26 protein-coding genes and 2 tRNA genes are annotated in these 22,383 nt (G+C 66.0%); 24 read left to right on the top strand and 4 right to left on the bottom strand.

Features of this window, described 5'->3' with window-relative positions; translation table 11 throughout:
• Window positions 1-25 precede the first annotated feature (25 nt).
• From hisA to ACUDP5_RS00875, 9 genes are all read left to right on the top strand, one after another.
• On the top strand, window positions 26-766 hold the full coding sequence (gene hisA, locus ACUDP5_RS00915) for a 1-(5-phosphoribosyl)-5-[(5-phosphoribosylamino)methylideneamino]imidazole-4-carboxamide isomerase (protein WP_025139938.1): 741 nt from the start codon (window positions 26-28) through the stop codon (window positions 764-766).
• Window positions 763-1,581 (top strand): imidazole glycerol phosphate synthase subunit HisF, encoded by an 819-nt coding sequence (gene hisF / locus ACUDP5_RS00910; RefSeq protein WP_263912812.1) that lies wholly within the window; start codon window positions 763-765, stop codon window positions 1,579-1,581. The genes hisA and hisF overlap by 4 nt, the downstream gene beginning before the upstream one ends.
• A 2-nt stretch (window positions 1,582-1,583) precedes the next feature.
• The gene (gene hisI / locus ACUDP5_RS00905; RefSeq protein ID WP_263912811.1) at window positions 1,584-1,988 is read left to right on the top strand and encodes a phosphoribosyl-AMP cyclohydrolase; all 405 of its coding nucleotides are present in this window, start codon (window positions 1,584-1,586) and stop codon (window positions 1,986-1,988) included.
• On the top strand, window positions 1,985-2,335 hold the full coding sequence (locus tag ACUDP5_RS00900; RefSeq protein WP_263912810.1) for a phosphoribosyl-ATP diphosphatase: 351 nt from the start codon (window positions 1,985-1,987) through the stop codon (window positions 2,333-2,335). The genes hisI and ACUDP5_RS00900 overlap by 4 nt, the downstream gene beginning before the upstream one ends.
• A gap of 16 nt (window positions 2,336-2,351) precedes the next feature.
• A complete protein-coding gene (locus ACUDP5_RS00895) occupies window positions 2,352-2,720 on the top strand; it encodes a histidine triad nucleotide-binding protein (protein WP_263912809.1) in 369 nt (122 codons plus the stop codon).
• Between the two features lie 14 nt (window positions 2,721-2,734).
• Window positions 2,735-2,962: a Sec-independent protein translocase subunit TatA gene (tatA, locus tag ACUDP5_RS00890; protein WP_025139943.1), complete on the top strand. Its 228-nt coding sequence runs from the start codon at window positions 2,735-2,737 to the stop codon at window positions 2,960-2,962.
• 72 nt (window positions 2,963-3,034) lie between these two features.
• On the top strand, window positions 3,035-3,643 hold the full coding sequence (gene tatB / locus ACUDP5_RS00885; RefSeq protein ID WP_263912808.1) for a Sec-independent protein translocase protein TatB: 609 nt from the start codon (window positions 3,035-3,037) through the stop codon (window positions 3,641-3,643).
• Window positions 3,640-4,431, top strand: coding sequence for a twin-arginine translocase subunit TatC (gene tatC, locus ACUDP5_RS00880; protein ID WP_175193317.1), 792 nt, complete (start codon window positions 3,640-3,642; stop codon window positions 4,429-4,431). The genes tatB and tatC overlap by 4 nt, the downstream gene beginning before the upstream one ends.
• A 126-nt stretch (window positions 4,432-4,557) precedes the next feature.
• A complete protein-coding gene (locus tag ACUDP5_RS00875; protein WP_263912807.1) occupies window positions 4,558-4,962 on the top strand; it encodes a helix-turn-helix transcriptional regulator in 405 nt (134 codons plus the stop codon).
• 21 nt (window positions 4,963-4,983) lie between these two features.
• Here the strand turns inward: ACUDP5_RS00875 and ACUDP5_RS00870 are convergent, their stop codons facing one another.
• The gene (locus ACUDP5_RS00870) at window positions 4,984-6,138 is read right to left on the bottom strand and encodes a trypsin-like peptidase domain-containing protein (RefSeq protein WP_445657959.1); all 1,155 of its coding nucleotides are present in this window, start codon (window positions 6,136-6,138) and stop codon (window positions 4,984-4,986) included.
• Between the two features lie 19 nt (window positions 6,139-6,157).
• Between ACUDP5_RS00870 and ACUDP5_RS00865 the strand changes: the two genes are divergently transcribed.
• Window positions 6,158-6,934: a Nif3-like dinuclear metal center hexameric protein gene (locus ACUDP5_RS00865; protein WP_445657958.1), complete on the top strand. Its 777-nt coding sequence runs from the start codon at window positions 6,158-6,160 to the stop codon at window positions 6,932-6,934.
• Window positions 6,935-7,301: 367 nt separating this feature from the next.
• Here ACUDP5_RS00865 and mscL read toward each other — a convergent pair whose 3' ends face one another.
• Window positions 7,302-7,751 (bottom strand): large conductance mechanosensitive channel protein MscL, encoded by a 450-nt coding sequence (mscL, locus tag ACUDP5_RS00860; protein ID WP_025139949.1) that lies wholly within the window; start codon window positions 7,749-7,751, stop codon window positions 7,302-7,304.
• A gap of 140 nt (window positions 7,752-7,891) precedes the next feature.
• Between mscL and petA the strand changes: the two genes are divergently transcribed.
• The 7 genes from petA (at window position 7,892) to ACUDP5_RS00825 (ending at window position 12,635) form a co-directional block, all read left to right on the top strand.
• The gene (gene petA / locus ACUDP5_RS00855; protein WP_025139950.1) at window positions 7,892-8,533 is read left to right on the top strand and encodes a ubiquinol-cytochrome c reductase iron-sulfur subunit; all 642 of its coding nucleotides are present in this window, start codon (window positions 7,892-7,894) and stop codon (window positions 8,531-8,533) included.
• Window positions 8,534-8,607: 74 nt separating this feature from the next.
• The gene (locus tag ACUDP5_RS00850; RefSeq protein WP_025139951.1) at window positions 8,608-9,996 is read left to right on the top strand and encodes a cytochrome b; all 1,389 of its coding nucleotides are present in this window, start codon (window positions 8,608-8,610) and stop codon (window positions 9,994-9,996) included.
• 24 nt (window positions 9,997-10,020) lie between these two features.
• Complete coding sequence (locus ACUDP5_RS00845) at window positions 10,021-10,872, top strand: cytochrome c1 (RefSeq protein ID WP_263912804.1); 852 nt, start codon at window positions 10,021-10,023, stop codon at window positions 10,870-10,872.
• 151 nt (window positions 10,873-11,023) lie between these two features.
• Complete coding sequence (locus ACUDP5_RS00840; RefSeq protein ID WP_006388039.1) at window positions 11,024-11,635, top strand: glutathione S-transferase N-terminal domain-containing protein; 612 nt, start codon at window positions 11,024-11,026, stop codon at window positions 11,633-11,635.
• A 12-nt stretch (window positions 11,636-11,647) separates the two neighbouring features.
• A complete protein-coding gene (locus tag ACUDP5_RS00835; RefSeq protein WP_025139953.1) occupies window positions 11,648-12,091 on the top strand; it encodes a ClpXP protease specificity-enhancing factor in 444 nt (147 codons plus the stop codon).
• Window positions 12,092-12,158: 67 nt separating this feature from the next.
• Window positions 12,159-12,234: transfer RNA gene (locus tag ACUDP5_RS00830), tRNA-Thr, on the top strand.
• A gap of 140 nt (window positions 12,235-12,374) precedes the next feature.
• Window positions 12,375-12,635 (top strand): hypothetical protein, encoded by a 261-nt coding sequence (locus ACUDP5_RS00825; RefSeq protein WP_263912803.1) that lies wholly within the window; start codon window positions 12,375-12,377, stop codon window positions 12,633-12,635.
• A gap of 78 nt (window positions 12,636-12,713) precedes the next feature.
• Here the strand turns inward: ACUDP5_RS00825 and ACUDP5_RS00820 are convergent, their stop codons facing one another.
• Entirely contained in the window at window positions 12,714-14,102 is a 1,389-nt protein-coding gene (locus tag ACUDP5_RS00820) for a GntP family permease (RefSeq protein ID WP_263912802.1), read from the bottom strand.
• A gap of 256 nt (window positions 14,103-14,358) precedes the next feature.
• Here ACUDP5_RS00820 and ACUDP5_RS00815 point away from each other — a divergent pair.
• The 4 genes from ACUDP5_RS00815 (at window position 14,359) to ACUDP5_RS00800 (ending at window position 17,315) form a co-directional block, all read left to right on the top strand.
• A tRNA-Asn gene (locus ACUDP5_RS00815) sits at window positions 14,359-14,434 on the top strand.
• Window positions 14,435-14,571: 137 nt separating this feature from the next.
• Complete coding sequence (gene gcvA, locus ACUDP5_RS00810) at window positions 14,572-15,474, top strand: transcriptional regulator GcvA (RefSeq protein ID WP_445657957.1); 903 nt, start codon at window positions 14,572-14,574, stop codon at window positions 15,472-15,474.
• Window positions 15,475-15,586: 112 nt separating this feature from the next.
• Window positions 15,587-16,060, top strand: a complete 474-nt coding sequence (locus tag ACUDP5_RS00805) for a RidA family protein (protein ID WP_445657956.1) — start codon at window positions 15,587-15,589, stop codon at window positions 16,058-16,060.
• 46 nt (window positions 16,061-16,106) lie between these two features.
• On the top strand, window positions 16,107-17,315 hold the full coding sequence (locus ACUDP5_RS00800; RefSeq protein WP_445657955.1) for an aminotransferase class V-fold PLP-dependent enzyme: 1,209 nt from the start codon (window positions 16,107-16,109) through the stop codon (window positions 17,313-17,315).
• Between the two features lie 18 nt (window positions 17,316-17,333).
• Here the strand turns inward: ACUDP5_RS00800 and ACUDP5_RS00795 are convergent, their stop codons facing one another.
• Window positions 17,334-18,227, bottom strand: a complete 894-nt coding sequence (locus tag ACUDP5_RS00795) for a DMT family transporter (protein WP_445657954.1) — start codon at window positions 18,225-18,227, stop codon at window positions 17,334-17,336.
• A 171-nt stretch (window positions 18,228-18,398) separates the two neighbouring features.
• Here ACUDP5_RS00795 and ACUDP5_RS00790 point away from each other — a divergent pair, with 171 nt between their 5' ends.
• From ACUDP5_RS00790 to ACUDP5_RS00780, 3 genes are all read left to right on the top strand, one after another.
• On the top strand, window positions 18,399-19,286 hold the full coding sequence (locus ACUDP5_RS00790) for a helix-turn-helix domain-containing protein (RefSeq protein WP_445657953.1): 888 nt from the start codon (window positions 18,399-18,401) through the stop codon (window positions 19,284-19,286).
• Between the two features lie 89 nt (window positions 19,287-19,375).
• Window positions 19,376-20,806 carry a DUF2868 domain-containing protein gene (locus tag ACUDP5_RS00785; RefSeq protein WP_445657952.1) on the top strand — a complete coding sequence of 477 codons (1,431 nt, stop codon included), beginning with the start codon at window positions 19,376-19,378 and terminating at the stop codon, window positions 20,804-20,806.
• On the top strand, window positions 20,799-22,187 hold the full coding sequence (locus tag ACUDP5_RS00780) for a GTPase/DUF3482 domain-containing protein (RefSeq protein ID WP_445657951.1): 1,389 nt from the start codon (window positions 20,799-20,801) through the stop codon (window positions 22,185-22,187). The genes ACUDP5_RS00785 and ACUDP5_RS00780 overlap by 8 nt, the downstream gene beginning before the upstream one ends.
• Window positions 22,188-22,383 lie beyond the last annotated feature (196 nt).

Genomic DNA, 22,383 nt, shown 5'->3' with positions numbered 1-22,383 from the left:
AACCTATATTTTCCCGCTGCCCACCATGCTGCTGATCCCCGCCATCGATCTCAAAGACGGACGCTGCGTGCGTCTGCGCCAGGGCGACCTGGACGATGCAACGGTGTTCTCCGAAGACCCCGCTTCCATGGCCACCCGCTGGCTCGAGCAAGGCGCCCGCCGCCTGCATCTGGTCGACCTGAACGGCGCCGTCGCCGGCAAGCCCAAGAACGAAGCGCCCATCAAGGCCATCCTGGACGCCGTCGGCGACGACATCCCCGTCCAGATCGGCGGCGGCATCCGCGATCTCGACACCATCGAGCGCTACCTCGACGCCGGCATCTCGTACGTCATCATCGGCACCGCCGCGGTCAAGAACCCGGGCTTCCTGCAGGACGCCTGCGGCGCCTTCCCGGGCCAGATCATCGTCGGCCTGGACGCCCGCGACGGCAAGATCGCCACCGACGGCTGGAGCAAGCTGACCCGCCACGACGTGCTCGACCTGGCCAAGAAGTTCGAAGACTACGGCTGCGAAGCCATCATCTACACCGACATCGGCCGTGACGGCATGCTGTCGGGCGTCAACGTCGAAGCCACCGTGCGCCTGGCGCAGCACGTGCGCATCCCCGTGTACGCCTCGGGCGGCATCGCCGGCATCCAGGACATCGAAGCGCTGTGCGCCGTCGAAGAAGAGGGCGTCGAAGGCGCCATCCTGGGCCGCAGCATCTACGAAGGCACGCTCGATTTCCAAGCGGCCCAGGCCCGCGCCGACGAATTGGCAAAATGACCACTCCCAGCAGGTCCCCCGAGGCCGGCGCGCCCACCCAAAGCGCGCTGACCCGCCGCATCATCCCTTGCCTGGACGTCACCGCCGGCCGGGTCGTCAAGGGTGTCAACTTCGTCAACCTGCTCGATGCGGGCGACCCCGTCGAGATCGCCCGCCGCTACAACGAGCAGGGCGCCGACGAACTCACGTTCCTGGACATCACCGCCACCAGCGACGGCCGCGACCTGATCCTGCCCATCATCGAGCAGGTGGCCTCGCAGGTCTTCATTCCGCTGACCGTCGGCGGCGGCGTGCGCCAGGTATCCGACATCCAGCGCCTGCTCAATGCCGGCGCCGACAAGATCAGCATCAACAGCGCCGCCGTGGCCAACCCGGACCTGGTGCGCGCCGCGTCCGATTACCACGGCTCGCAATGCGTGGTGGTCGCCATCGACGCGCGCCGGGTGTCCGCCCCCGGCGAAGCGCCCCGCTGGGAAGTCTTCACCCATGGCGGCCGCAAGGCCACCGGGCTGGACGCCGTGGCCTGGGCCCGCCGCATGGCCGCCTACGGCGCCGGCGAAATCCTGCTCACCAGCATGGACCGCGACGGCACCAAGTCGGGCTTCGACCTGGAACTGACCCGCACCGTCTCGGACGCCGTGCCGGTGCCTGTCATCGCCTCCGGCGGCGTCGGCAACCTGCAGCACCTGGCCGACGGCGTCACCACCGGCCGGGCCAGCGCCGTGCTGGCCGCCAGCATTTTCCACTTCGGCCAGCACACGGTCGGCGAATGCAAGCGCTTCATGGCCGAGCAAGGCATTGAAGTGAGGTTATAGAAATGAGCAACGAACCCAGCTGGATGGCCGACGTCGTCTTCGACGAAAACGGCCTGATCCCCGCCATCGCGCAAGATGCCGACAATGGCCAGATCATGATGGTCGCCTGGATGAACCGCGAATCGCTGACCGAAACCGCCGCCACCGGCCGCGCGGTGTACTGGTCGCGCTCGCGCCAGCGCCTGTGGCGCAAGGGCGAGGAATCCGGCCACGTCCAGCAGGTGCATGAATTGCGCCTGGACTGCGACGGCGACGTGGTGCTGCTCAAAGTGCACCAGGAAGGCGGTATCGCCTGCCACACCGGCCGCGCCAGCTGCTTCTACCGCCGCCTGGAAGGGCAGACGGACCAGGCCGCCTGGGTCACCGTGGACCCGGTCCTGAAAGACCCCGAACTGATCTACAAATGACCCACTCGCCCCTCAGCGCCCACGACATCCTGGCCCGCATCGCCGACACCCTGGAAACCCGCCGCCCCGAAAACGGCGGCGATCCCCAGGCCTCATACGCGGCCAAGCTGCTGTCCAAGGGCCCCGACGCCTTCCTGAAAAAGATCGGCGAAGAAGCCACCGAACTGGTCATGGCCGCCAAAGACGGTGTCCCCGACCGCATCGTCAGCGAAACCGCCGACCTGTGGTTTCATTGCCTGGTCGCGCTGACGCACTTCAACCTGCGCCCCGAGGACGTGCTGGCCGAGCTGGCCCGCCGCGAGGGCCTGTCGGGCCTGGCCGAAAAAGCCAGCCGTCCCCAAGACTGACACGGAACCCGCAAAAATGAGCGCCAACTGTCTTTTCTGCAAGATCGCCGCTGGCGAAATCCCGTCCAGGAAGGTCTACGAGGACGAGGACTTTGTTGCATTCCACGATATCAATCCGGCCGCGCCGGTGCATTTGCTGCTCATCCCTCGACGTCATGTCACATCCATGCAGGATATTACGGACGAGGACGCAGGTTGGTTGGGTAGAATGATGTCGTTGGCGCCGCGGCTTGCCGCTGAAAACGGTTGCCGTCCGGGCCCTGATGGCGGATTTCGCATCATGATCAACTCTGGCGTCGAAGGCGGCCAGGAAGTCCCGCATCTGCATTTCCACATCATCGGTGGCTCGCGACCCTGGAAAGGGCGCGTGGCCCCCACCGCGTAATACGGAGAACCGTCATGGGTAGCTTTAGCATTTGGCATTGGTTGGTCGTTCTGGTCATCGTGGCGCTGATTTTCGGCACCAAGAAACTGCGCAACATCGGTTCCGACCTCGGCGGCGCCGTCAAGGGCTTCAAGGAAGGCATGAAAGACGCCAACGGCGACAAGCCCGCCGAACCGATCGCGCAGCAGCGCGTGGCCGGCGACACCATCGATGTGCAGGCCAAGGAAAAATCCAACCCCTGAGCGCCTGCTCGCCCCCCGGGCCCGGCCTGAACCGGCCGGCCCTCATTGCCTCAATTCCCGAGCGGCCGTCGAATGTTTGATGTCAGCCTCACTGAACTGATGGTGATCGGCGTCGTCGCGCTGATCGTCATCGGCCCCGAACGCTTGCCCAAGGTCGCCCGCACGGTCGGCCACTTGCTGGGCCGCGCGCAGCGTTACGTCAACGACGTGAAATCCGATATCCAGCGCGAAATCGAGCTGGACGAACTGCGCAAGTTCAAAAACGAAATGGAAGACGCCGCCCAAGGCGTGAAGCAATCGCTCAACGACACCCACGCCGCACTGCAGGAACCCGTCCAGCAATTCCGCGCCGAACTCGACGAGGTCGCCCGCGAAGCCAGCGGCAAGCCCGCGGCCGCGACAGGCACCGACGCCCCCGCCGAACCGCTGATGCAGCCGCTCGCTGGCCAGGCCGCCGCGACGGCTGACGCGCCTGCCGCAGGTTCGCCTGCCGCCCCTGACACACCGCGCACCATTGCGCCGCCCAGCCCGAATCTGAGCCTGGACCTGGAAACGCCCGCCTCCATGCCGGCCACACAACCGGCTCCCGCCCCGGCGCCCAGCGCGCCCGCCGCGGGTTCGCCCGCCGCTGGCGCTACCTCGTCGGCCAAGCCCGCCACGCCCTCCGGAACGACAACGTGACCCAGGACGCCTCCCAAGAAGACGGCCAGCAGGAAAGCTTCATCTCCCACCTGGTCGAACTGCGGACCCGCCTGCTGCGCGCCGTTGGCGCGGTGGTGGTCGTGTTCATCATCCTGTTCATCTACCCCGGCGCGTCGGCCATCTACGACGTGCTGGCCCAGCCCATGCTGGCCTCGCTGCCGCAAGGCACCCGCATGATCGCCACCGGCGTCATCACGCCCTTCATGGTGCCGGTCAAGGTCACCATGATGGCCGCCTTCATCGTCGCGCTGCCGGTGGTGCTGTACCAGGCCTGGGCCTTCGTCGCGCCTGGCCTGTACAAGCACGAAAAGCGCCTGGCGTTGCCGCTGATCATCTCCAGCACGCTGCTGTTCATCGCGGGCATGGCGTTCTGCTATTTCGTGGTCTTCCGCACGGTCTTTCACTTCATCGCCACCTTCGCGCCGCAGTCCATCACGCCGGCGCCTGACATCGAGGCCTATCTCAGCTTCGTCATGACGATGTTCATGGCCTTTGGCATCACCTTCGAAGTTCCCGTGGCCGTGGTCTTGCTGGTACGCATGGGCGTGGTCGAGCTGTCCAAGCTCAAGAGCGCGCGTGGCTACGTCGTGGTCGGCGCCTTCATCATCGCCGCCGTCGTCACCCCGCCCGACGTGGTCAGCCAGTTCATGCTGGCCGTGCCGCTCTGCCTGCTGTATGAGATCGGCCTGATCTGCGCACGAATGGTCACCCCCAAGCCCGGGGCCGAAGACGCCCCGGCCGACGGCTCGCTCACCGAGCGCCACTAAGCATCCATCGCCGTGCCATCGGGGGCCTTCGCGCCCCCGGCACCCGCGGCAACTCCCGTTTCACGCGCGCGAATAAACGGACCGTTTCCGCTTGTACCAACCTGGCTGCAATCCTACATTGCAACCATGTCGCTCGCCCTCCGGCTGCGCGCCCTGATGCGGCGGCGTGGCATCAAAAGCCAGAACCAGCTGGCACGCCTGTCCGGCGTGTCGCAGTCCTGCATCCACCGCATTCTCACCCGCGAAGACCACTACTCGCCCACGCGTGGCACCTTGCTGCGACTGGCCCGCGCGCTGGGCACCCACGTACCCTGGTTGACCGACGGCATGGCCGGCCCGAGTGCCGTCCAGGGCGCCGCGCCGTCCGACGAGTACTGCTGCGCACTCTGCACGCTATTGCGGCGCCAGCCTGAAATCACACAAAGGAAAGTGCTGAAGGTCGTACGCCTGATGCTCGAAGACCCCGGCGCAACCCCGGCGGTGCGCAACGCTGCCAAGGCACGCCCCGTGCGGCGTCCCGGCGGCATCTAGCGCGGCGTCACCCCTGCGGGCCTAGCGCGGCAGCCCCGGACGCGTGCCCACCACCACCGCCACCTCGGTCGCCTTGCCGCCGCGCAGCACCCCCAACGTGGCGCGCTGCCCCGGCGGCAGTTGCGCAATTTCGGCCAAGAGCCCCGACGTATCCGTCATCGGCTTGCCGTTCACCGTCTGCACGATATCGCCCACACGCAGCCCGCCCTTGGCGGCCGGGCCGTCGCGCATCACGCCGGCAATGATCACCCCGCGAGCGTTCGCCTCCATCTGGAACGCCCGCGCCAGTTCCGCCGTCAGGTCCTGTGGTTCCACGCCCAGCCAACCGCGCTTCACGCCGCCCGTCTTGACGATCTCGTCCATCACCTTGCGCGCGATATCGATCGGCGTCGCGAACCCGATGCCCAGCGACCCGCCCGATTCCGAATAGATCGCCGTGTTGATGCCCACCAGATTGCCCTGCGCATCCACCAGCGCGCCGCCCGAATTGCCCGGATTGATCGCCGCGTCCGTCTGGATGAAATTCTCGTACGTGTTCAGGCCCAGCCCATTGCGCCCCAACGCCGACACGATGCCCTGCGTCGTCGTCTGTCCCACGCCAAACGGATTGCCGATCGCCAGCACCACATCGCCCACTCGCAGGCCGCGATCCGGTGCCAACGTCGCCGCCGGCAGATTGCGCAGCGTCGCCAGCTTCAGCACCGCCAGGTCCGTATCCGGATCCGCGCCCACCACCTTCGCCGTATCCTTGCGCCCGTCGGCCAACGCCACCTCGATCGCGTCCGCCGCCTGCACCACGTGGTAATTCGTCAGCACGTAACCGTCGTGGTTCACCACCACCCCCGAACCCAGGCTGGTACTGGCCTGCCGCCGGCTCACCCCCGGCACCTGCCCGAACAACTGGCGCAGGATCGGATCATCCGGCAACGGCACCAACGGCACATTCACGTGCTTGGTCGTGTACACATTCACCACCGACGGCGCGGCCCGAGCCACCCCGTCCGCATACGACACCACGCCCGCCAGCGGACGTGCCCCTACCGCCTGCTGGGGCACGGGCGACGACGCCGCCGGCCCGCCCAGCCGCAGCAGATCGGGCCGCAAGGTAGTCACCACGAATAGAATACCCAGGCAGACCGTGACGGCCTGAGCGAATATCAGCCAATATCGGCGCATGTTTCTGATAGGACTAGCAATGAGTAAAGTGGACTCCCACATCCTGGCCAACTGGCTGGACGACACCCTGCAAGCCGCCCGTTTCAAGGACTACTGCCCCAACGGGCTGCAGGTGGAAGGCCGTTCCGAAGTCGGACACATTATCACCGGTGTCACCGCCAGCGAAGCCCTGCTGCGCATCGCCGTCGAACGTGGCGCCGACGCCGTCCTGGTCCACCACGGCTGGATGTGGCGCAACGAAGACCGCCGCGTCATCGGCACCCGCCGCACCCGCATGGCCCTGGCCCTGAAAAACGACCTGAACCTCTACGCCTACCACCTGCCCCTGGACGCCCACCCCACGCTGGGCAACAACGCCCAGCTCGCACGCATCCTGGGCCTTGCCCCCGAACGCCGCGACGACGGCACGCCCCGCACCTGTGGCGCCGACAACCTCGTCTGGCTGGGCTCGGCCCCCGACCTGCCCACCCTGGGCGACCTTGCCGCCCGCGTCCAGCAACGCCTGGGCCGCCAGCCCCTCATCGTCGGCAACCCCGACCAGCCCCTGGCCCGCATCGCCTGGTGCACCGGCGGCGCCCAAGGCATGCTCGCCGACGCCATCGACGCCGGCGCCACCGCCTACATCACCGGCGAAGCCTCGGAATCCACCTTCCACCTCGCCCAGGAAACCGGCGTCGCCTTCATCGGCGCCGGCCACCACGCCACCGAACGCTACGGCATCCAGGCCCTGGGCCAAGCCGTCGCCGACCGCTTCGGCATCCAGGTCGACTTCGTCGACCTGGATAACCCGGTGTAAAGGAAGTGGGGCGGCAAGACGCTCCCACGCGCCGCCCGCCCTGATTCGGACAATCCGATATCGTGGCAACGAATCAGCCGAGCCACGCGCAAAACCACGCAAGCAACAGAACTGGTCCGATTTCGCAGCCCAACGCCAGCGCGCAGCGCCCACCGCCACAACGCCCCACAAGCGCGTAAGCCGATTGCTGGCCGCCCGCGCGGCCGCAAGCGGCGGGCCCCGAAAATCCCGCACGCAATCCTCGGTCTGACGGCTTCGGCATTCGAGAAGCTTTGAGCCCGTCGGGGCTGGGGCACGAAGCCAAACCCGATGCCAGCAAACACTTCCAACAGCCAAAAAAGAAAGCGCCCCGAAGGGCGCCTTGTCTTTACGGCCGCTTGAGCAGATCCCGGATCTCGCGCAGCAGCGCCACATCCTCGGGCGTCGCAGCCGGTGCGGCCGGCGCTTCCTCGGCCTTCGTGCGAGCCTTGTAGATCGCCTTCACCATCCAGAAAATCACAAACGCCAGCAACACGAAGTTGATGATGATCGTGACGAAATTGCCCCAGGCGAACACGTTCGCGCCCGCCTTCGTCAGATCCGCATACGTCATCGGCCCGTTGTATCCCGCAGGCATCGACAGCACCAGGAACTTGTTCGAGAAATCGACAGACCCGCCAAGCACGAAATTGACCAATGGCATGACGATGTCCTTGACCAGCGAATCGACAATCCTGCCGAATGCTGCGCCGATGATCACACCGACCGCCAAGTCAACCGCATTACCTTTAACAGCGAAATCTCGGAATTCTTTGACGAAACCAGTCGCTTTGCTCATAAAAGCACTCCCTTCGTGATACGCCCGCCAGTGGGCTGGCGCTATAATACGCGGTTGCTATGTTGTTACACATTCCCGCGAACCCGATGCCGCAGAAGTGATGCTACTCGTAGAGCGGGCGCATCAACAAGGATAGGAAGATGAGTCAGGATACGCTGGTGCATGACGATGACGGTGCGGTTGATCCCAACCTGCCACCTGATCCTTCGCGACGTTTCTGGGTTACCACCGCCTGTGCTGTGGGTGGCGTAGCAGGTGTCGCAACGGCAATACCCCTAGTAAGCACGTTTTCCCCCTCCGAAAAAGCCCGCGCCGCCGGGGCGCCCGTCGAAGTCGACATCGGCGACATTCCCGTCGGCACCATGAAAACCGTGGAATGGCGTGGCAAGCCCGTCTGGATCATCCACCGCTCTCCCGAGCAGCTCGCCGGCCTCAAAAGCCAGGACGCCCTCCTGGCGGACCCTGACTCCAAACGCGCCGGTTTCACCCCCAAATACGCCGAAAACGAAGGCCGCTCGCGCAAGCCCGAGATCTTCGTCTGTGTCGGTATCTGTACTCATCTGGGCTGCTCGCCCACCGCGCACTTCGAGACAGGTGGCGGTGGCGGCATGGGCGCCTCATGGCAAGGCGGATTCCTCTGTCCGTGCCACGGCTCCACGTTCGACCTGGCTGGCCGGGTCTACAAGAACAAGCCTGCTCCCGATAATCTCGAAGTTCCGCCGTACCAGTACCTCACCGACACCCGCATCATCGTGGGCGTTGATGAAGACAACAAGGCCTGACGCTCGCGTCGCGCTTTTTTCCCGAATTACGTAAGTAAAACAAATACGCCACGTATTAGAGAAGGAGCCGTTACATGGCTGGCGAGAAAACCGTCGAGACGACAGGCCTGTTGGGCTGGCTGGACCGGCGCTTCCCGGTGACCTCCACCTGGAAAGCCCATCTGTCCGAGTATTACGCACCGAAGAACTTCAACTTCTGGTATTTCTTTGGGTCCCTGGCACTCCTGGTGCTGGTGCTGCAGATCGTGACCGGCATTTTCCTGGTCATGCACTACAAGCCGGACGCCGAACGCGCGTTCCAGTCCGTCGAATACATCATGCGCGAAGTCCCGTGGGGCTGGCTGGTGCGCTACATGCATTCCACCGGCGCGTCGATGTTCTTCGTCGTCGTCTACCTGCACATGCTGCGCGGGCTGCTCTACGGTTCGTACCGCAAGCCGCGCGAGCTGGTGTGGATCTTCGGCGTCGCGATCTTCCTCTGTCTGATGGCCGAAGCCTTCTTCGGCTACCTCCTGCCGTGGGGCCAGATGTCCTACTGGGGCGCACAGGTGATCGTGAACCTGTTCGCCGCCATCCCGTTCATCGGCCCCGAGCTGTCGATCTGGATCCGCGGCGACTACGTCGTGTCCGACGCCACGCTGAACCGCTTCTTCGCCTTCCACGTCATCGCCATTCCGCTGGTGCTGGTGGGGCTGGTGGCGGCTCACCTGGTGGCGCTGCACGAAGTCGGCTCGAACAACCCGGACGGCATCGAAATCAAGGAAGGCCCGAAAGACAAATACGGCCGGCCCAAAGACGGTATTCCGTTCCACCCGTTCTACACGGTGCACGACCTGGTCGGCGTGGCGGGGTTCCTCCTCGTCTTTGCCTTCATCGTGTTCTTCGCGCCGGAAATGGGCGGGTACTTCCTCGAGTTCAACAACTTCATTCCTGCTGACTCGCTGAAGACGCCCCCGCACATCGCCCCGGTCTGGTACTTCACGCCGTTCTACTCGATGCTGCGCGCCACCACCGATGAATTCACGTGGGTCCTGGCCGGCGCTTCGGTGCTGGGCGCCATCGCGCTGCTCGTCAAGAGCAACCTGAAGGGCTTCATGCGCATCGCCATCCCCGCGATCCTGATCATCGTGGCCGTGCTGCTGCGCGCCATCGATGCCAAGTTCTGGGGCGTGGTCGCCATGGGCGGCACCGTGGTCATCCTGTTCTTCCTGCCGTGGCTGGACCATTCGCCGGTCAAGTCGATCCGCTACCGCCCCACCTGGCACAAGTGGATCTACGGCATCTTCATGGTCAACTTCCTGGTGCTCGGCTACATCGGTACGCAGCCGCCCAGTCCGCCGTTGAACATCACGTCGCAGATCGGCACGCTGCTGTACCTGGCATTCTTCTTCCTGATGCCGGTCTGGAGCCGCCTGGGCACCTTCAAGAAAGTGCCCGACCGCGTCACGTTCCACGCCCACTGAGCCCACGAGAATAACGGACTAACCATGATCAAGAAGCTGATTGGTGCCGTGGCCTTGATGCTCACGTGTACCGCCACTTACGCCGCTGAAGGCGGCTTTCCGCTGGACAAGGCGCCTTACCGCGTCAACGACGTCGCGTCGCTGCAAAACGGCGCCAAGCTGTTCGTCAACTACTGTCTGAACTGCCATAGCGCATCCTCGATGCGCTACAACAAGCTCAAGGACATCGGGCTGACCGACCAGCAAATCAAGGAAAGCCTGCTGTTCACCGGCGAAAAAGTGGGCGATATGATGCATATCGCCATGACGCCCAAGGACGCCAAGAAGTGGTTTGGCACGACGCCCCCGGACCTGTCCGTGATCGCCCGTGCCAAATCCGTCAACGCCGGCCCCTCGGGTTCCGACTACATCTACACCTACCTGCGCACGTTCTACCGCGACACTTCACGCGCCACGGGCTGGAACAACCTGGTGTTCCCGTCGGTGGGCATGCCCCACGCCCTCTGGGAACGGCAGGGTCCGCGCGAGCTGACCACCGTGGCCATGCACGAGGTCGAGGGCAAGGAAGGCGCCCCGAAAACCTGGGAACGGGTCACGACGGTGTACGATGCTCAAGGTTTTTCCACGGTCAAGGCCGAACCGGTAGCCAACTACCACGGCCATGCCACCTTCGATGCCAAATTTAAGGCCGCCAACCCGGCCCAAGTCGCAACATACGACAACGACGTCGCTGACCTGACCGCGTTCATGTCCTGGATGGCCGAGCCCGTCCAGACTTTCCGCGTGAAGCTGGGCGTCGGTGTCATGTTGTTCCTGCTGTTGTTTTTCCTGGTGATGTGGCGTTTGAACGCCTCTTACTGGAAACACGTGCGCTAACCGCAACGCCCCGCCAGGCTTAACTTCCGTCCCCAATATCGGAGCCGGAAACGGCGGATAGGGCTGTACGCCTATCCCCGCCTGGCAATCGGGGCCAGCGCCTGCTAGATTAAGGCGCTGGCCTTTCGTTTTTCATAAAGGACTTACCGCCATGATGGTGCTCTATTCCGGAACCACGTGTCCGTTTTCGCAACGCTGCCGCTTCGTGTTGTTCGAAAAGGGCATGGATTTCGAGATCCGCGACATCGACCTGTACAACAAGCCCGAAGACATCTCGGTGATGAACCCGTACGGTCAAGTGCCCATTCTGGTCGAGCGCGACCTGGTCCTGTACGAGTCGAACATCATCAACGAGTACATCGACGAACGCTTCCCGCACCCGCAGCTCATGCCGGCCGACCCGGTCATGCGCGCCCGCACGCGCCTCTTCCTGTACAACTTCGAGAAAGAACTGTTCGTTCACGTCTCGACGCTGGAAGACCGCAGCGCCAAGCCGGACGAGAAGAAGCTGGCCAACGCCCGCCAGAACATCCGCGACCGCCTGGCCCAGCTGGCCCCCATGCTGCTCAAGAACAAGTACATGCTGGGCGAGGAATTCTCCATGCTCGACGTGGCCGTGGCCCCGCTGCTGTGGCGCCTGGACCACTACGGCATCGAACTGCCCAAGAACGCAGCGCCGCTGCAAAAGTACGCCGAACGCATCTTCTCGCGTCCGGCCTACATCGAAGCGCTGACGCCTTCGGAAAAAGTGATGCGTCGCTAAGGTTGTTGCGTGATGGGTGAAACTTCGACCAAACCGTACCTGATCCGCGCGCTGCACGAATGGTGCACCGATAACGGCTACACGCCGTACATCACCGTGCAGGTCGACGAGCACACGATGGTGCCCGTCGCCCACGTGCGCGACGGACAGATCACACTGAACGTCGGCACGCTGGCCACCAACCGCCTGGTGCTGGGCAATGAATTCATCGAATTCCAGGCCCGCTTCAGCGGCGTGACCGAAAACGTCTACGTGCCGGTGGGCGCCGTCAGCGCCATCTACGCGCGCGAAACCGGCGCAGGCATGGGCTTCGAAGTGCAGCCCTACGAACCGCCGGCGCCGGGCACGCAGAACGCGTCCGACACCGCCACGCCCGAAGCCGACGCGGATGCCGCGCCTGACGACGACGGCGGCGACGACGAACCCAAGCGTCCGCGCCTGACGATCGTCAAATAGCGAGCGCCACGCAGGGGTCGCGTTTTTTAATTACAATGCGGTCCCTGCGCGTGCCCCGGCACGCCACGCCGGTGTAGCTCAGTTGGTAGAGCAGCTCACTTGTAATGAGAAGGTCGAGGGTTCGATTCCTTTCACCGGCACCATCTGCTTCAAGCAAAAGCCCAACCGAATGGTTGGGCTTTTTGTTTTGCAGATCGACTGCGGTCACTACGAACAGACAAGCCTGTGTAGCACACGGTAAATTTGAGCCGTCCCGCAAAACTGCCGTGAGTAGAACCCGAGCATGGAACACCCCGCACGAAACGGCTCCCAATTTCTCTTCTACGCCTCAGCCGACGGCGACGTTCGCATCCAGGTGATCGCAGAAGACGAGACCGTATGGGCCAGCCAAAAGGGGATGGCCCAGATCTTTGCTGTAGAAGTCCAAACGATCAACTATCACCTGAAGGAAGTCTTTAAATCCAACGAGTTAGATGAAGATTCAGTTATTCGAAAATTTCGAATAACTGCCGCAGACGGTAAAGCCTACCTGACCAACTACTAGAGCCGGGACGCCATCATCTCCGTCGGCTACAGGGTCAATACAGTTGGACTTTTCGCAGAGTCGACCCGCCCCGGGGCATCACCCCAACGCCGGCAACATATTGAACAGCAGCACCATGATCAGGCCCACGACCGACACGATGGACTGCACCACCGAAATGGTCTTGGTGGCTTCGCCCATGGTCATGCCGAAGGATTCCTTGACCATCCAGAAGCCCGCGTGATTGGCGTAATTGAAGAACAGCGAGCCGCAGCCGATCGACAGCGCCAGCAGGGGCAGGTTCAGGTTGGGGTCGGCGCCGGCCAGCGGGGCCAAGAGGCCTGCGGCGCCGACGATGCCGACGGTGGCGGAACCCGTGGATACCGACAGCAGCATGGCGATCAGCCAGCCCAGGATCAGCGGCGGGAAGGCAAACTGCTGGGTCAGGTGCACGATGGCGTCGCCCACCTTGGCGCTGGTCAATACCTGCTGGAAGGCGCCGCCGCCGGCGATGATCAGCATGATGCCGGCAATGGGCTTGAGACTCTGGCCCAGCGCACCGCGCAGTTTCTCGGCGTCGCCGCCGCGCGGCAGGGCCAGGGTGGCCATGGCAAACAGCACGCCCAGCAGCATGGCGACCAGCGGGTTGCCCAGGAAGGCGGCCGCGTGCAACAGGCCCGAGCCCTTGGGCAGCAGCATCTCGGCCACCGCATGCACCAGCATCAGCAACGCCGGCAGCAAGGCGGCCAGCACGCCCAGGCCCACGCTGGCCGGGACGCGACCCTTGGTGGCTTCCTGGGTGGCGGTGAACTGCTCGAGCAGGGCGTCATCAGGCCGGGTGGTCATGCGCGGCGCGATGAAGGCGCCGTACAGGGGGCCGCCCAGGATCATGGCGGGCAGCGCGGCGATGAAGCCGTAGATCATCGTCGGGCCGACCGTGGTCTTCAGGCTGGCGATGGCGGTCAGCGGGCCCGGATGGGGCGGCACCATGCCATGCATGGCCGCCAGGGCCGAAATGACGGGCACGCCCACGTAGACGTAGGCCGACCCCTTGAAGCGCTCCTGGGTCTCGAGCTTGCGCGCCACGCTGAAGATCAGCGGCAGCATCACCACCAGGCCCACTTCGAAGAACATGGGAATGCCGATGACGAAGGCCACCAGCGTCATGGCCCAGGGAATGAGGCGCACGGAGGTGCGGGCCAGGATGGCGTTGGCCAGGCGTTCGGTGGTGCCGGAATCGGCCAGGATCTTGCCCAGCATGGCGCCCAACGCGATCACCACGCCCACCGCGCCCAGCGTCTTGCCGGCGCCGTCGGTGAGGCTTTTGACGATGGCGGTGGGTTCCATGCCGGTGGCAAAACCCACGCCCAGGGAAACGATCAGCAGCGCCAGCAGCGGATGCATGCGGACGCGCGAGACGATAAGAGCGACCAGCACCAGAACGCTCACCAGGGCGGTGAGCAGCAATTGAATGTCGAACGAAGACATGGATAAACCCAGAAAAGACGAGAGAGGTCGCGAACCTTCTGGGTGCCATGATACGGGATCAACCGGCGCCGCCCTGCAATACCCCTGTCACTCGGGACGGATCCCCGCAACCTTGATGATGGCCACGTTGCGGTCCAGTTCCGCTGGGTGCAACTGTTCCACACCGCGCAGGCCATCCGGCAGGGCTGAACCAGGCCGCACGCACCCGTTTTGCATTCCCCGCAAAATTTGTGCATAATTCGGCCCCTCTACCTGTTCCCCGATAGCTCAGTCGGTAGAGCGACGGACTGTTAATCCGCAGGTCGCTGGTTCGAGCCCAGCTCGGGGAGCCAAAGAATGCAGTACTGAAGGGCCCGCAACGTTGTTGCGGGCCTTTTGCATTGGCGGGCCCCATTTGAAGGGCTTTTTGCATTGCGCCCGCCACCCGGCGTAGGATGACGCGCATCCCTGGTTCTACCTGCGATTTCCGATGCGTTCCCATCGTTCCCTGCCCGCCCTGGTTTCGCTGCGCGCCTTCGAAGCCGCCGCACGGCGCCTGAGCTTCAGCCTGGCGGGGGAAGAACTGTTCGTCACGCAAAGCGCGATCAGCCACCATATCCAGCGGCTGGAGACGGAACTGGGCGTGGCGCTGTTCGAACGCCGTACCCGCGCCGTGGCGCTGACGCCGGCCGGGCAGGCCTACTACCAGCGGGTGCATGCCGCCTTTGAACTGCTGCGCCAGGGCACCGAGGCGATCCGCGCGCCGGCCACCGAACGGCGCGTGCTCAAGGTCGGGCTGCTGGCCTCGTTCGCGACCCGTTGGCTGGCGCCACGCTTGCCGGATTTTGCCGCCGCCCATCCCGAGATCGACCTGCAGTTGCTGCCCGATATCGGCCTGGCTGATGTGGCGGGCGGCGAGGTCGACGTGGCGATCCGCTATGGCCGCGGCACGTGGCCCGGCGTGCGAGCGCGGCGTCTGATGCCCGAACGGCTGTCCGTGGTCTGTGCACCGGCCCTGGTGGCTGGCAAACGGCGTCCGCGCACGCCCGACGACCTGCTGCGCTATCCGCTGTTGGCCTCGCACACCAAACACCCCTTCGAGTGGGATGCCTGGGCCCGTCGTTTCGGCCTGGACCTGGGGCGCGCCCAGACGGTGCGCCTGCACGACTACAACATCGTGGTCGAAGCCGCGCTGGCCGGGCAGGGCCTGGCGATGGGCCGTCACCGGATGATCGCCGCACAATTGGCCAGTGGTGCACTGGTCCAGGCCCTGCCGGATACGGTTCTGGAAGACGCCCGCATCGGCTGGTGGTTCATCAGTCCGCGCGGCAAAGCCAACGATACGGCGCAGGCCTTCCATGCCTGGTTGGCAGATGCTGCGGCATCGGACTGAACGCATTAGTTTTACTCATATATACCTGGCAAGAATTGATTGGTCAGCGCCGGCTGCGGCCGATAGCATCGGGGGGATGTCTTTTCCCTTTTCCGTTTCAGAGGTGACCCCCATGACCCGTTCGATCTCCGGCCGCGTGGCCGAACTTGGCCTGACGCTGGAAGCCGCGGCCGCCCCCGCCGCCAACTACGTGCCTTTCGTGCAGGAAGGCAACCTGCTCTATATCTCGGGCCAGATTTCGCGCCAGGGCGGCAAGCCCACGTTCCTGGGCCAGTTGGGCAACCAGGTGTCCGAAGAAGACGGCGTGGCCGCCGCACGGCTTTCGGGCCTGGGCATCCTGTCGCAAGTCGCCGCCGCCACCGGCGACCGGCTCGACCGGGTGGCCCGCGTGGTGCGCCTGGGCGTATTCGTGGCCAGCACGCCGGACTTCAACCGCCAGAGCGCGGTCGCCAACGGCGCCTCGGACCTGATGGTCGAGGTATTCGGCGATGCGGGCCGTCACTCGCGCAGCGCCGTCGGCGTGGCGTCGCTGCCGCAAGGCGTGGCCGTGGAAGTCGAAGCGGTCATCGCACTGACCCCCGCCTGATGCCTTGGCGCCGGGCCGCGGTCCGGCGCCGCTTTCTGGAACTGCCATGCCCGCTGCCCCGTTGACCCCCGACACCTTGCAGGCGCTGCGCGCTGCCACGCCCGGCACGCGCACTACCGTGCACTTCAACCATGCGGGTGCATCACTGCCGTCCGCCGCCACGCTGGACGCCATCCAGGCCCACCTGCGCCGCGAGGCCGAGCAGGGGCCCATGGAAGCGGGTGTGGCCGCCCGCGCGTTGACCGGCAAGGCCCGCGACCTGGCGGCCCGGCTGCTCAACGCCCAGCCCGATGAAATCGCGCTGACAGGCGGCAATTCACCCGGCTGGGGCGCGGCGTTCGCGGCATTGGGCCCATGGCGCGACGGCGACCGCATCCTGGTTGGCCGCCACGAATGGGGCGGCAACCTGGCGGCCATGCGGCTGGCGACACGCGGCGTGGATGTGTCCATCGAAACCATTCCGTCCGATGACAGCGGCTGCGTCGACCCCGCTGCCTTGCAGGCCATGCTGGATGCGCGGGTGCGCCTGGTGGCGCTGACCTGGCTGCCCGCCAACGGCGGCCTGATCAACCCCGCCGCCGCCGTGGGCCGGGTGACACGCGCCGCAGGCGTGCCGTACTTCGTGGATGCCGCGCAAGCGGTGGGCCAGTTGCCGGTGGACGTGGCCGAGGTCGGCTGCGACGTGCTCAGCGGCGCGGGCCGCAAGGCGCTACGCGGCCCGCGCGGCACCGGCCTGCTGTACGTGCGGCGCGACTTCCTGCCGCAATTGACGCCCGCTTACGTGGACACCTACTCCGCGCCCCTGGATGTGGGCGGCGAGCCCCAGCTACGCACCGACGCGGCGCGCTTCGAATCCGCCGAGGCGTCGCTGGCGCTGCGTTGCGGCCAGGCCAATGCGTTGCAGGAAGCGCTGGATATCGGCCTGGATACCATCCGCGCCCAGGTCGACGCCACCGCCCAGGCGCTGCGCGCCGAATTGGCTGCCATCCCCGGCATCGAGGTACTGGACCAGGGGCGCGAACTTTCGGGGTTGGTGTCGTTCAACCTGGCGGGCCAGGAAGCGACTGCCGTGCAGCAGGCGCTGGCAGCCCAGGGCATCGTCATCGGCAGCAACGGCGTGCCGTACACACCGCTGGACATGAATGCGCGTGGGCTGACGCAGATTGCGCGCGCCTCGGTCAGCTACCTGACGCATCCGGACGAAATCGACCAGCTGGTGCAAGCGCTGCGCGCCCTGGCCGGCCAGCGCCGATAAGCCCCATGGCCAGGGCCGCTAAGCCGCCGCCCGGCGCACGAACGGCGTCCATTTCGTGAAGACCAGCAGGTTGCCGAACATGACCAGTGCCAAGCCCAGCAATGCGGGCGCCGTCCACTGGTAGCCTTCGGCGAAGGTGGACACGCTCAGCGCCACCACGGGAAACAGCACCGTGCAATACGCCGCACGCGCCGGCCCCATGCGTCCGACCAGCGTCAGGTAGGCGGTGAAACCGATCACCGACCCCGGAATCGCCAGGTAGAGCAGGGCGCCCACGTAGGCCGAGGACGTGTCGAACCGGAACGGCACGCCGGCCACGGCGCATCCGGCCAGCAGCACGGCCGCGCCGTACAACATGCTGTAGGCGTTGCCGGTCAACGGACGAATGCCCGCCCGTTGCTGCAGCGACGACAGCATGTTGCCGGTGGAAAAGCAGAACGTGCCCAGCAACGCGAAGCCCAGGCCCAGCAGCGTCTCGTGGCTGGCCTGCTGCCCTGACAGCTCCGGCCAGAACAGGAGCACCAGTCCAGAAAAGCCCACCAGGCCGGCGACCATCACGCGCGGTGCGATGCGGGTGCCGAACCACAGTCGCGCATTCAACGCGTTCCACAGCGTCGCGGCCGAAAACACCACCGACACCAGGCCGCTGGGAATCCATTGCGTGGCCGTGTAGAAGCACAGGAAGTTCAAACAGAACAGGCACAGGCCCTGGCCTACACACAGCCAGTGCCCGCGCCGATCCAGGCGTTGCAGTTTGCGCGTCAGCAGCAACACCGCGAACAGCACCAGGCCGGCCAGCGCGAAGCGGTAGAAGATGGACACCGGAATGGCCACCACGCCCAGTTGCAGCTTGATGGCGATCCAGGTGGTGCCCCAGATGACGACGGTCAGGAAATACAGGAAAAGGTTCACTTTGAGACACCCCGCAGGGCAGAAAAAGACATGAGGGCCAGACCTGCGGATAGCGGCCGGCAGCAAGGCCCAGTCTGCCTCGGACGAAGTCCGAAAAATTGCCGGTTCTTGCGGTTTTTTCTTCGTTTGCACATGCCGCACACGCGCGGATCGCAGTAGCATTTCGGTTCCATGGGCACCACCGCTTCGGCTCCGTCCGACTTCTCCGTCTTTCGCACCCTGTCCGCGTCGACCGCCACGCTGGCCCGTGCGGCCTCGCTGGGCGAGGGCATCGCCATCTCGCAATGGGGTCGCAGCGCCCACGAGACGCTGGGCTACGACATGCCGGGTCATCACACACTGTCGCTCTACCTGCATGGCGGCGAAAAATCGTTCCGCGTCGGGCACCCCTTGCACGGTGGCGCCGGCAAGTTCTGCGTGTTGCCCGCCGAGCATTATTCGCGTTGGTGCATGAACGACACGGTGCATTTCCTGCACCTGTACATTGCGCCGGAACGCCTGGCGCGCGAAGCGGTCATGCGGCTGGACTGCGAACCGCGCACGCTGGAACTGCGCGACCGCACCTACATCCACGACGAGTCCCTGACCGACGTCTGCCAGACCCTGCTGGGCACGGACTGGGCCGCGCCCGCCGACCGGCTGGCCGCCAGCAGCGCGGCCGAAACCGTGCTGCACCACCTGCTGAACCAGGGCGTGACGCGCCGCACCGCCGTCCCCGCGCGTGGCGGCCTGGCGCCCGCGGTGCGGCGGCGCGTGATGGACTACGTCGATGCACACCTGGCCGACGCCCTGACACTGGACGAGCTGGCCCGCGTGGCCGCGCTGTCCACCTATCACTTCGCCCGCATGTTCCACGCGTCTTTCGGCGAACCGCCGCACGCCTGGGTGCGCGCGCGCCGGCTGGCCCATGCGCGCGGCCTGCTGGCCACGGGCAAGGGCGACCTGGCCGGCATCGCGCAGGCCTCAGGCTTTGGCAATGCCAGCCACCTGTCACGCGTGTTCCGCGATGCCGTGGGCGTCACGCCCGGCCAGTATCGCGCCGCCCGTCGCCGCCACTGAAGCCTTCTCCCTGCGGCCGCGGCCACCCCCCCCGGGCGGTCTACAATGGCCCACCGCCCTTCGCGGCCTGATCGCCTGCCCTGCCCGCGATGCCATCGCCGACTTCCCGCGACCTTTCCTTCCCCCTCGACGCCCCTGGCCAGTCGCCCGTGCGCGCCCACTGGCTGGCCGAACTCATCCGGCTGCGCGAAGCCCATTGGGGGCCGCTGGAAGACGCCAGCGTGGTGCGGCAGGTGCGCCAACAGGATGTCCCGCTGCGGGACCGCATCCTGGCCCGCGCCCAACTGCTGGCCCAACGCGAAAACCTGATTCCCCTGGTCGATGGCTGGCGCCGCAGCGCACTTGCCGTACTGGCTGTCTTGCTGCTGCTGGCGCTGGTGTCCGGCGTGGGCGTGGCCGCGGGTGCCCTGGGCGACGGCACGCGGCCCGTGAACGTGTTGTGGGCGCTGGGCGCCTTGCTGGGCCTGCATGCGTTGACCTTTCTGCTGTGGCTGGCCAGCTTCCTGCTACGGCCCGCGGCCATGACGCCACTGGGGCGGCTGTGGCTCTGGGCCACGCGCAAGCTGGCGCGCGGCCCGGACGGCGCGCTGGTGCCCCAAGCCTTCCTGAACCTGATGGCGCGCGCCGGCGCCCTGCGCGGGCTGTTCGGCGCCGTCAGCCAGGGTCTGTGGCTGGCCGGGCTGGGTGCGGCGCTGGCAACCCTGCTGGTATTGCTGTCCACCGCCAGCTATCGCTTCATCTGGGCCACCACGCTGCTGGCGCCCGACACCTTCGTCTGGCTGACGCAGGCCATCGGCTGGCTGCCATCCAAGCTGGGTTTTGCACTGCCTGACGCCGCCATGGTGCGCGCCAGCGATGGCGCCCAGGCGTTGGCCGCCGACGCCCAGGTGCAATGGTCGGTATGGCTGATCGGCGTGGTCGTGGTCTACGGCATCCTGCCGCGCCTCGCGGCCTGGCTGGCCTGCCTGGCCGTTGCCCGCCGGGCGGTGCGCACCCTGGCCATCGACCCCACGCTGGCAGGCCATGCGGCGCTGCGCGACCGGCTGGACCCGCCGGTCCAATCCACCGGCATCGACCGGCCGGTGGATCCGCTGCACGAACCGCGCGTGGCGCCGGCCGCGCCGCTGATCCTGGGCGGCCAGCCCGTGCTGCTGGGGCTGGAGCTGCCCGCAGATCTGCCCTGGCCGCCGGCCGAGCTGCCCGCGACCATCCGCGATGCCGGCAAGCTGGATACCCGCGAACAGCGTCACCGCGTGCTGGATGCCCTGGCTCAGGCCGCCGCCTCGCGCCTGCTGATCGCCTGCGACGCGCGCCAGACCCCCGACCGGGGCACCCTGGCGCTGATTGCGGAGCTGGCCGCGCACGCCGGCCAGACACGCGTCTGGCTGCTGGCCCCGGCCAACGCCGACACGCGCGAACCGCTCTGGCGCGAACGCCTGGCCGCACTGGGGCTGGATGCCGGCGCCATCCTGAACGGCGCCAGCGCCCCCTTGGCCTGGCTGGAGCACGAGCATGCCTGAGCACGTCATCGGCATCGCGGTGGTGGGCCACACCAACACCGGCAAGACCTCCCTGCTGCGCACGCTGACGCGCGACACCACCTTCGGCGAAGTCGCCGACCGCCCCGGCACCACCCGCCACGTCGAAGGCGCACGCCTGCGCCTGGAGGGCCGCGCCGTGCTGGAATGGTTCGACACGCCCGGCATGGAAGACAGCATTGCCTTGCTCGAATACCTGGAACGCCTGGCGCCTCCCGAAAAACGACTGGACGGTCCAGCGCGCATCCGGCGATTTCTCGATACGCCCGAAGCCCACGGCCGCTACGAGCAGGAAGCGCGCGTTCTGAAAAAGATGCTGGACTGCGACGCCGCGCTGTATGTCATCGACGCGCGCGATCCGGTGCTCAGCAAGCACCGCGACGAACTTGCCATCCTGGCCGCCTGCGGTCGCCCCTTGCTGCCCGTGCTGAACTTCGTCAACGCGCCCGCCCACCGCGCCGCCGAATGGCGCGAAGCCCTGGCGCGGCTGGGCCTGCACGCCGCGGTGGAATTCGACACCGTCGCGCCGCCGCTGGATGGCGAGCAACAGCTCTATACCAAGCTTGGCGTGCTGCTGGACCGCCACGCCGATACGCTGGCACGCCTGGCCGACAGCCTGGCCCGGCAACGCCGCGAACGCCACGCCGCCGCCTGCGAACTGCTGGCCGACCTGTTGGTGGACGTCGCCGCGCTGCACATCGCCAGCGCCGGTGACGACACGGCCTTGGCCGAGGCGTCGCAGCGCTTGCGCGAGCAGGTGCGCCAACGCGAACAGGCCTGCGTCACCGCGCTGCTGGCGCTGTATAACTTCCGCGCGTCTGACTTTTCGGACGACACACTGCCGCTGCAGGGCGAACGCTGGGGCATGGACCTGTTCCACCCCCAGGCGCTCAAGGACATGGGCGTGCAGGTCGGCATGGGCGCCGCAGCCGGCGCGATGGCCGGCGCCGCCGTGGACCTGTTCAGCGCGGGTCTCAGCCTGGGCACCGGCATGCTGATCGGCGCGGCGGCCGGCGGCCTGTGGCAGGGCGTGGAAAAACTCGGCAAGCGCGTGGCAGGCAAGCTGCGCGGTTGGCGCGAGATCAGCGTCGATGACGCCGTGCTGCGCCTGTTGGCGCTGCGCCAACGGCAATTGATCGACGCGCTGGAACGCCGCGGCCACGCCGCCCGCGACCCATTGCGGCTGCAACGTCCCGACGACGAAGCCCTGCGTCGCGGCCCCTTGCCCGACGCGCTCAAAGAAGCGCGCAGCCGGCCCGAATGGTCCGCGCTGGCCAAAGGCCACGAAGACAGCGAACGCCGCAAGCAAGTGGTGCGCGAATTGGCGAAAACCCTTGCTTCGGACCCCACGCCTGCGCCTTGAGTCCGCGCCCCGCGCCGCCCGCCAAACGCACCATTCCCAGCGTGAAGCAAGCAAGGACTAACCCCAATCCAAACCGATTGACGCTTAAACGAATGCGTCTATAAGATTCGATCTGCATCGGTGCGGTCCGTCCCCGCCAATGACAATCACAAGGGGTTGGATCTACCGTGAACCGCCTTTCGTCGTAAGCAGCAAC

The organism is Achromobacter sp. NCFB-sbj8-Ac1-l, assembly GCF_052695805.1.
Note: the sequence above shows the minus strand (reverse complement) of the source record. Positions and strands in the feature narration are given on the sequence as shown.

Bases quoted from the DNA above. Each gene is read 5' to 3' on its own strand.
- hisA (WP_025139938.1), top strand. From the start codon at position 26: ATGCTGCTGATCCCCGCCATCGATCTCAAAGACGGACGCTGCGTGCGT.
- hisF (WP_263912812.1), top strand. From the start codon at position 763: ATGACCACTCCCAGCAGGTCCCCCGAGGCCGGCGCGCCCACCCAAAGC.
- hisI (WP_263912811.1), top strand. From the start codon at position 1,584: ATGAGCAACGAACCCAGCTGGATGGCCGACGTCGTCTTCGACGAAAAC.
- ACUDP5_RS00900 (WP_263912810.1), top strand. From the start codon at position 1,985: ATGACCCACTCGCCCCTCAGCGCCCACGACATCCTGGCCCGCATCGCC.
- ACUDP5_RS00895 (WP_263912809.1), top strand. From the start codon at position 2,352: ATGAGCGCCAACTGTCTTTTCTGCAAGATCGCCGCTGGCGAAATCCCG.
- tatA (WP_025139943.1), top strand. From the start codon at position 2,735: ATGGGTAGCTTTAGCATTTGGCATTGGTTGGTCGTTCTGGTCATCGTG.
- tatB (WP_263912808.1), top strand. From the start codon at position 3,035: ATGTTTGATGTCAGCCTCACTGAACTGATGGTGATCGGCGTCGTCGCG.
- ACUDP5_RS00875 (WP_263912807.1), top strand. From the start codon at position 4,558: ATGTCGCTCGCCCTCCGGCTGCGCGCCCTGATGCGGCGGCGTGGCATC.
- ACUDP5_RS00870 (WP_445657959.1), bottom strand. From the start codon at position 6,138: ATGCGCCGATATTGGCTGATATTCGCTCAGGCCGTCACGGTCTGCCTG.
- ACUDP5_RS00865 (WP_445657958.1), top strand. From the start codon at position 6,158: ATGAGTAAAGTGGACTCCCACATCCTGGCCAACTGGCTGGACGACACC.
- mscL (WP_025139949.1), bottom strand. From the start codon at position 7,751: ATGAGCAAAGCGACTGGTTTCGTCAAAGAATTCCGAGATTTCGCTGTT.
- petA (WP_025139950.1), top strand. From the start codon at position 7,892: ATGAGTCAGGATACGCTGGTGCATGACGATGACGGTGCGGTTGATCCC.
- ACUDP5_RS00850 (WP_025139951.1), top strand. From the start codon at position 8,608: ATGGCTGGCGAGAAAACCGTCGAGACGACAGGCCTGTTGGGCTGGCTG.
- ACUDP5_RS00845 (WP_263912804.1), top strand. From the start codon at position 10,021: ATGATCAAGAAGCTGATTGGTGCCGTGGCCTTGATGCTCACGTGTACC.
- ACUDP5_RS00840 (WP_006388039.1), top strand. From the start codon at position 11,024: ATGATGGTGCTCTATTCCGGAACCACGTGTCCGTTTTCGCAACGCTGC.
- ACUDP5_RS00835 (WP_025139953.1), top strand. From the start codon at position 11,648: ATGGGTGAAACTTCGACCAAACCGTACCTGATCCGCGCGCTGCACGAA.
- ACUDP5_RS00825 (WP_263912803.1), top strand. From the start codon at position 12,375: ATGGAACACCCCGCACGAAACGGCTCCCAATTTCTCTTCTACGCCTCA.
- ACUDP5_RS00820 (WP_263912802.1), bottom strand. From the start codon at position 14,102: ATGTCTTCGTTCGACATTCAATTGCTGCTCACCGCCCTGGTGAGCGTT.
- gcvA (WP_445657957.1), top strand. From the start codon at position 14,572: ATGCGTTCCCATCGTTCCCTGCCCGCCCTGGTTTCGCTGCGCGCCTTC.
- ACUDP5_RS00805 (WP_445657956.1), top strand. From the start codon at position 15,587: ATGACCCGTTCGATCTCCGGCCGCGTGGCCGAACTTGGCCTGACGCTG.
- ACUDP5_RS00800 (WP_445657955.1), top strand. From the start codon at position 16,107: ATGCCCGCTGCCCCGTTGACCCCCGACACCTTGCAGGCGCTGCGCGCT.
- ACUDP5_RS00790 (WP_445657953.1), top strand. From the start codon at position 18,399: ATGGGCACCACCGCTTCGGCTCCGTCCGACTTCTCCGTCTTTCGCACC.
- ACUDP5_RS00785 (WP_445657952.1), top strand. From the start codon at position 19,376: ATGCCATCGCCGACTTCCCGCGACCTTTCCTTCCCCCTCGACGCCCCT.
- ACUDP5_RS00780 (WP_445657951.1), top strand. From the start codon at position 20,799: ATGCCTGAGCACGTCATCGGCATCGCGGTGGTGGGCCACACCAACACC.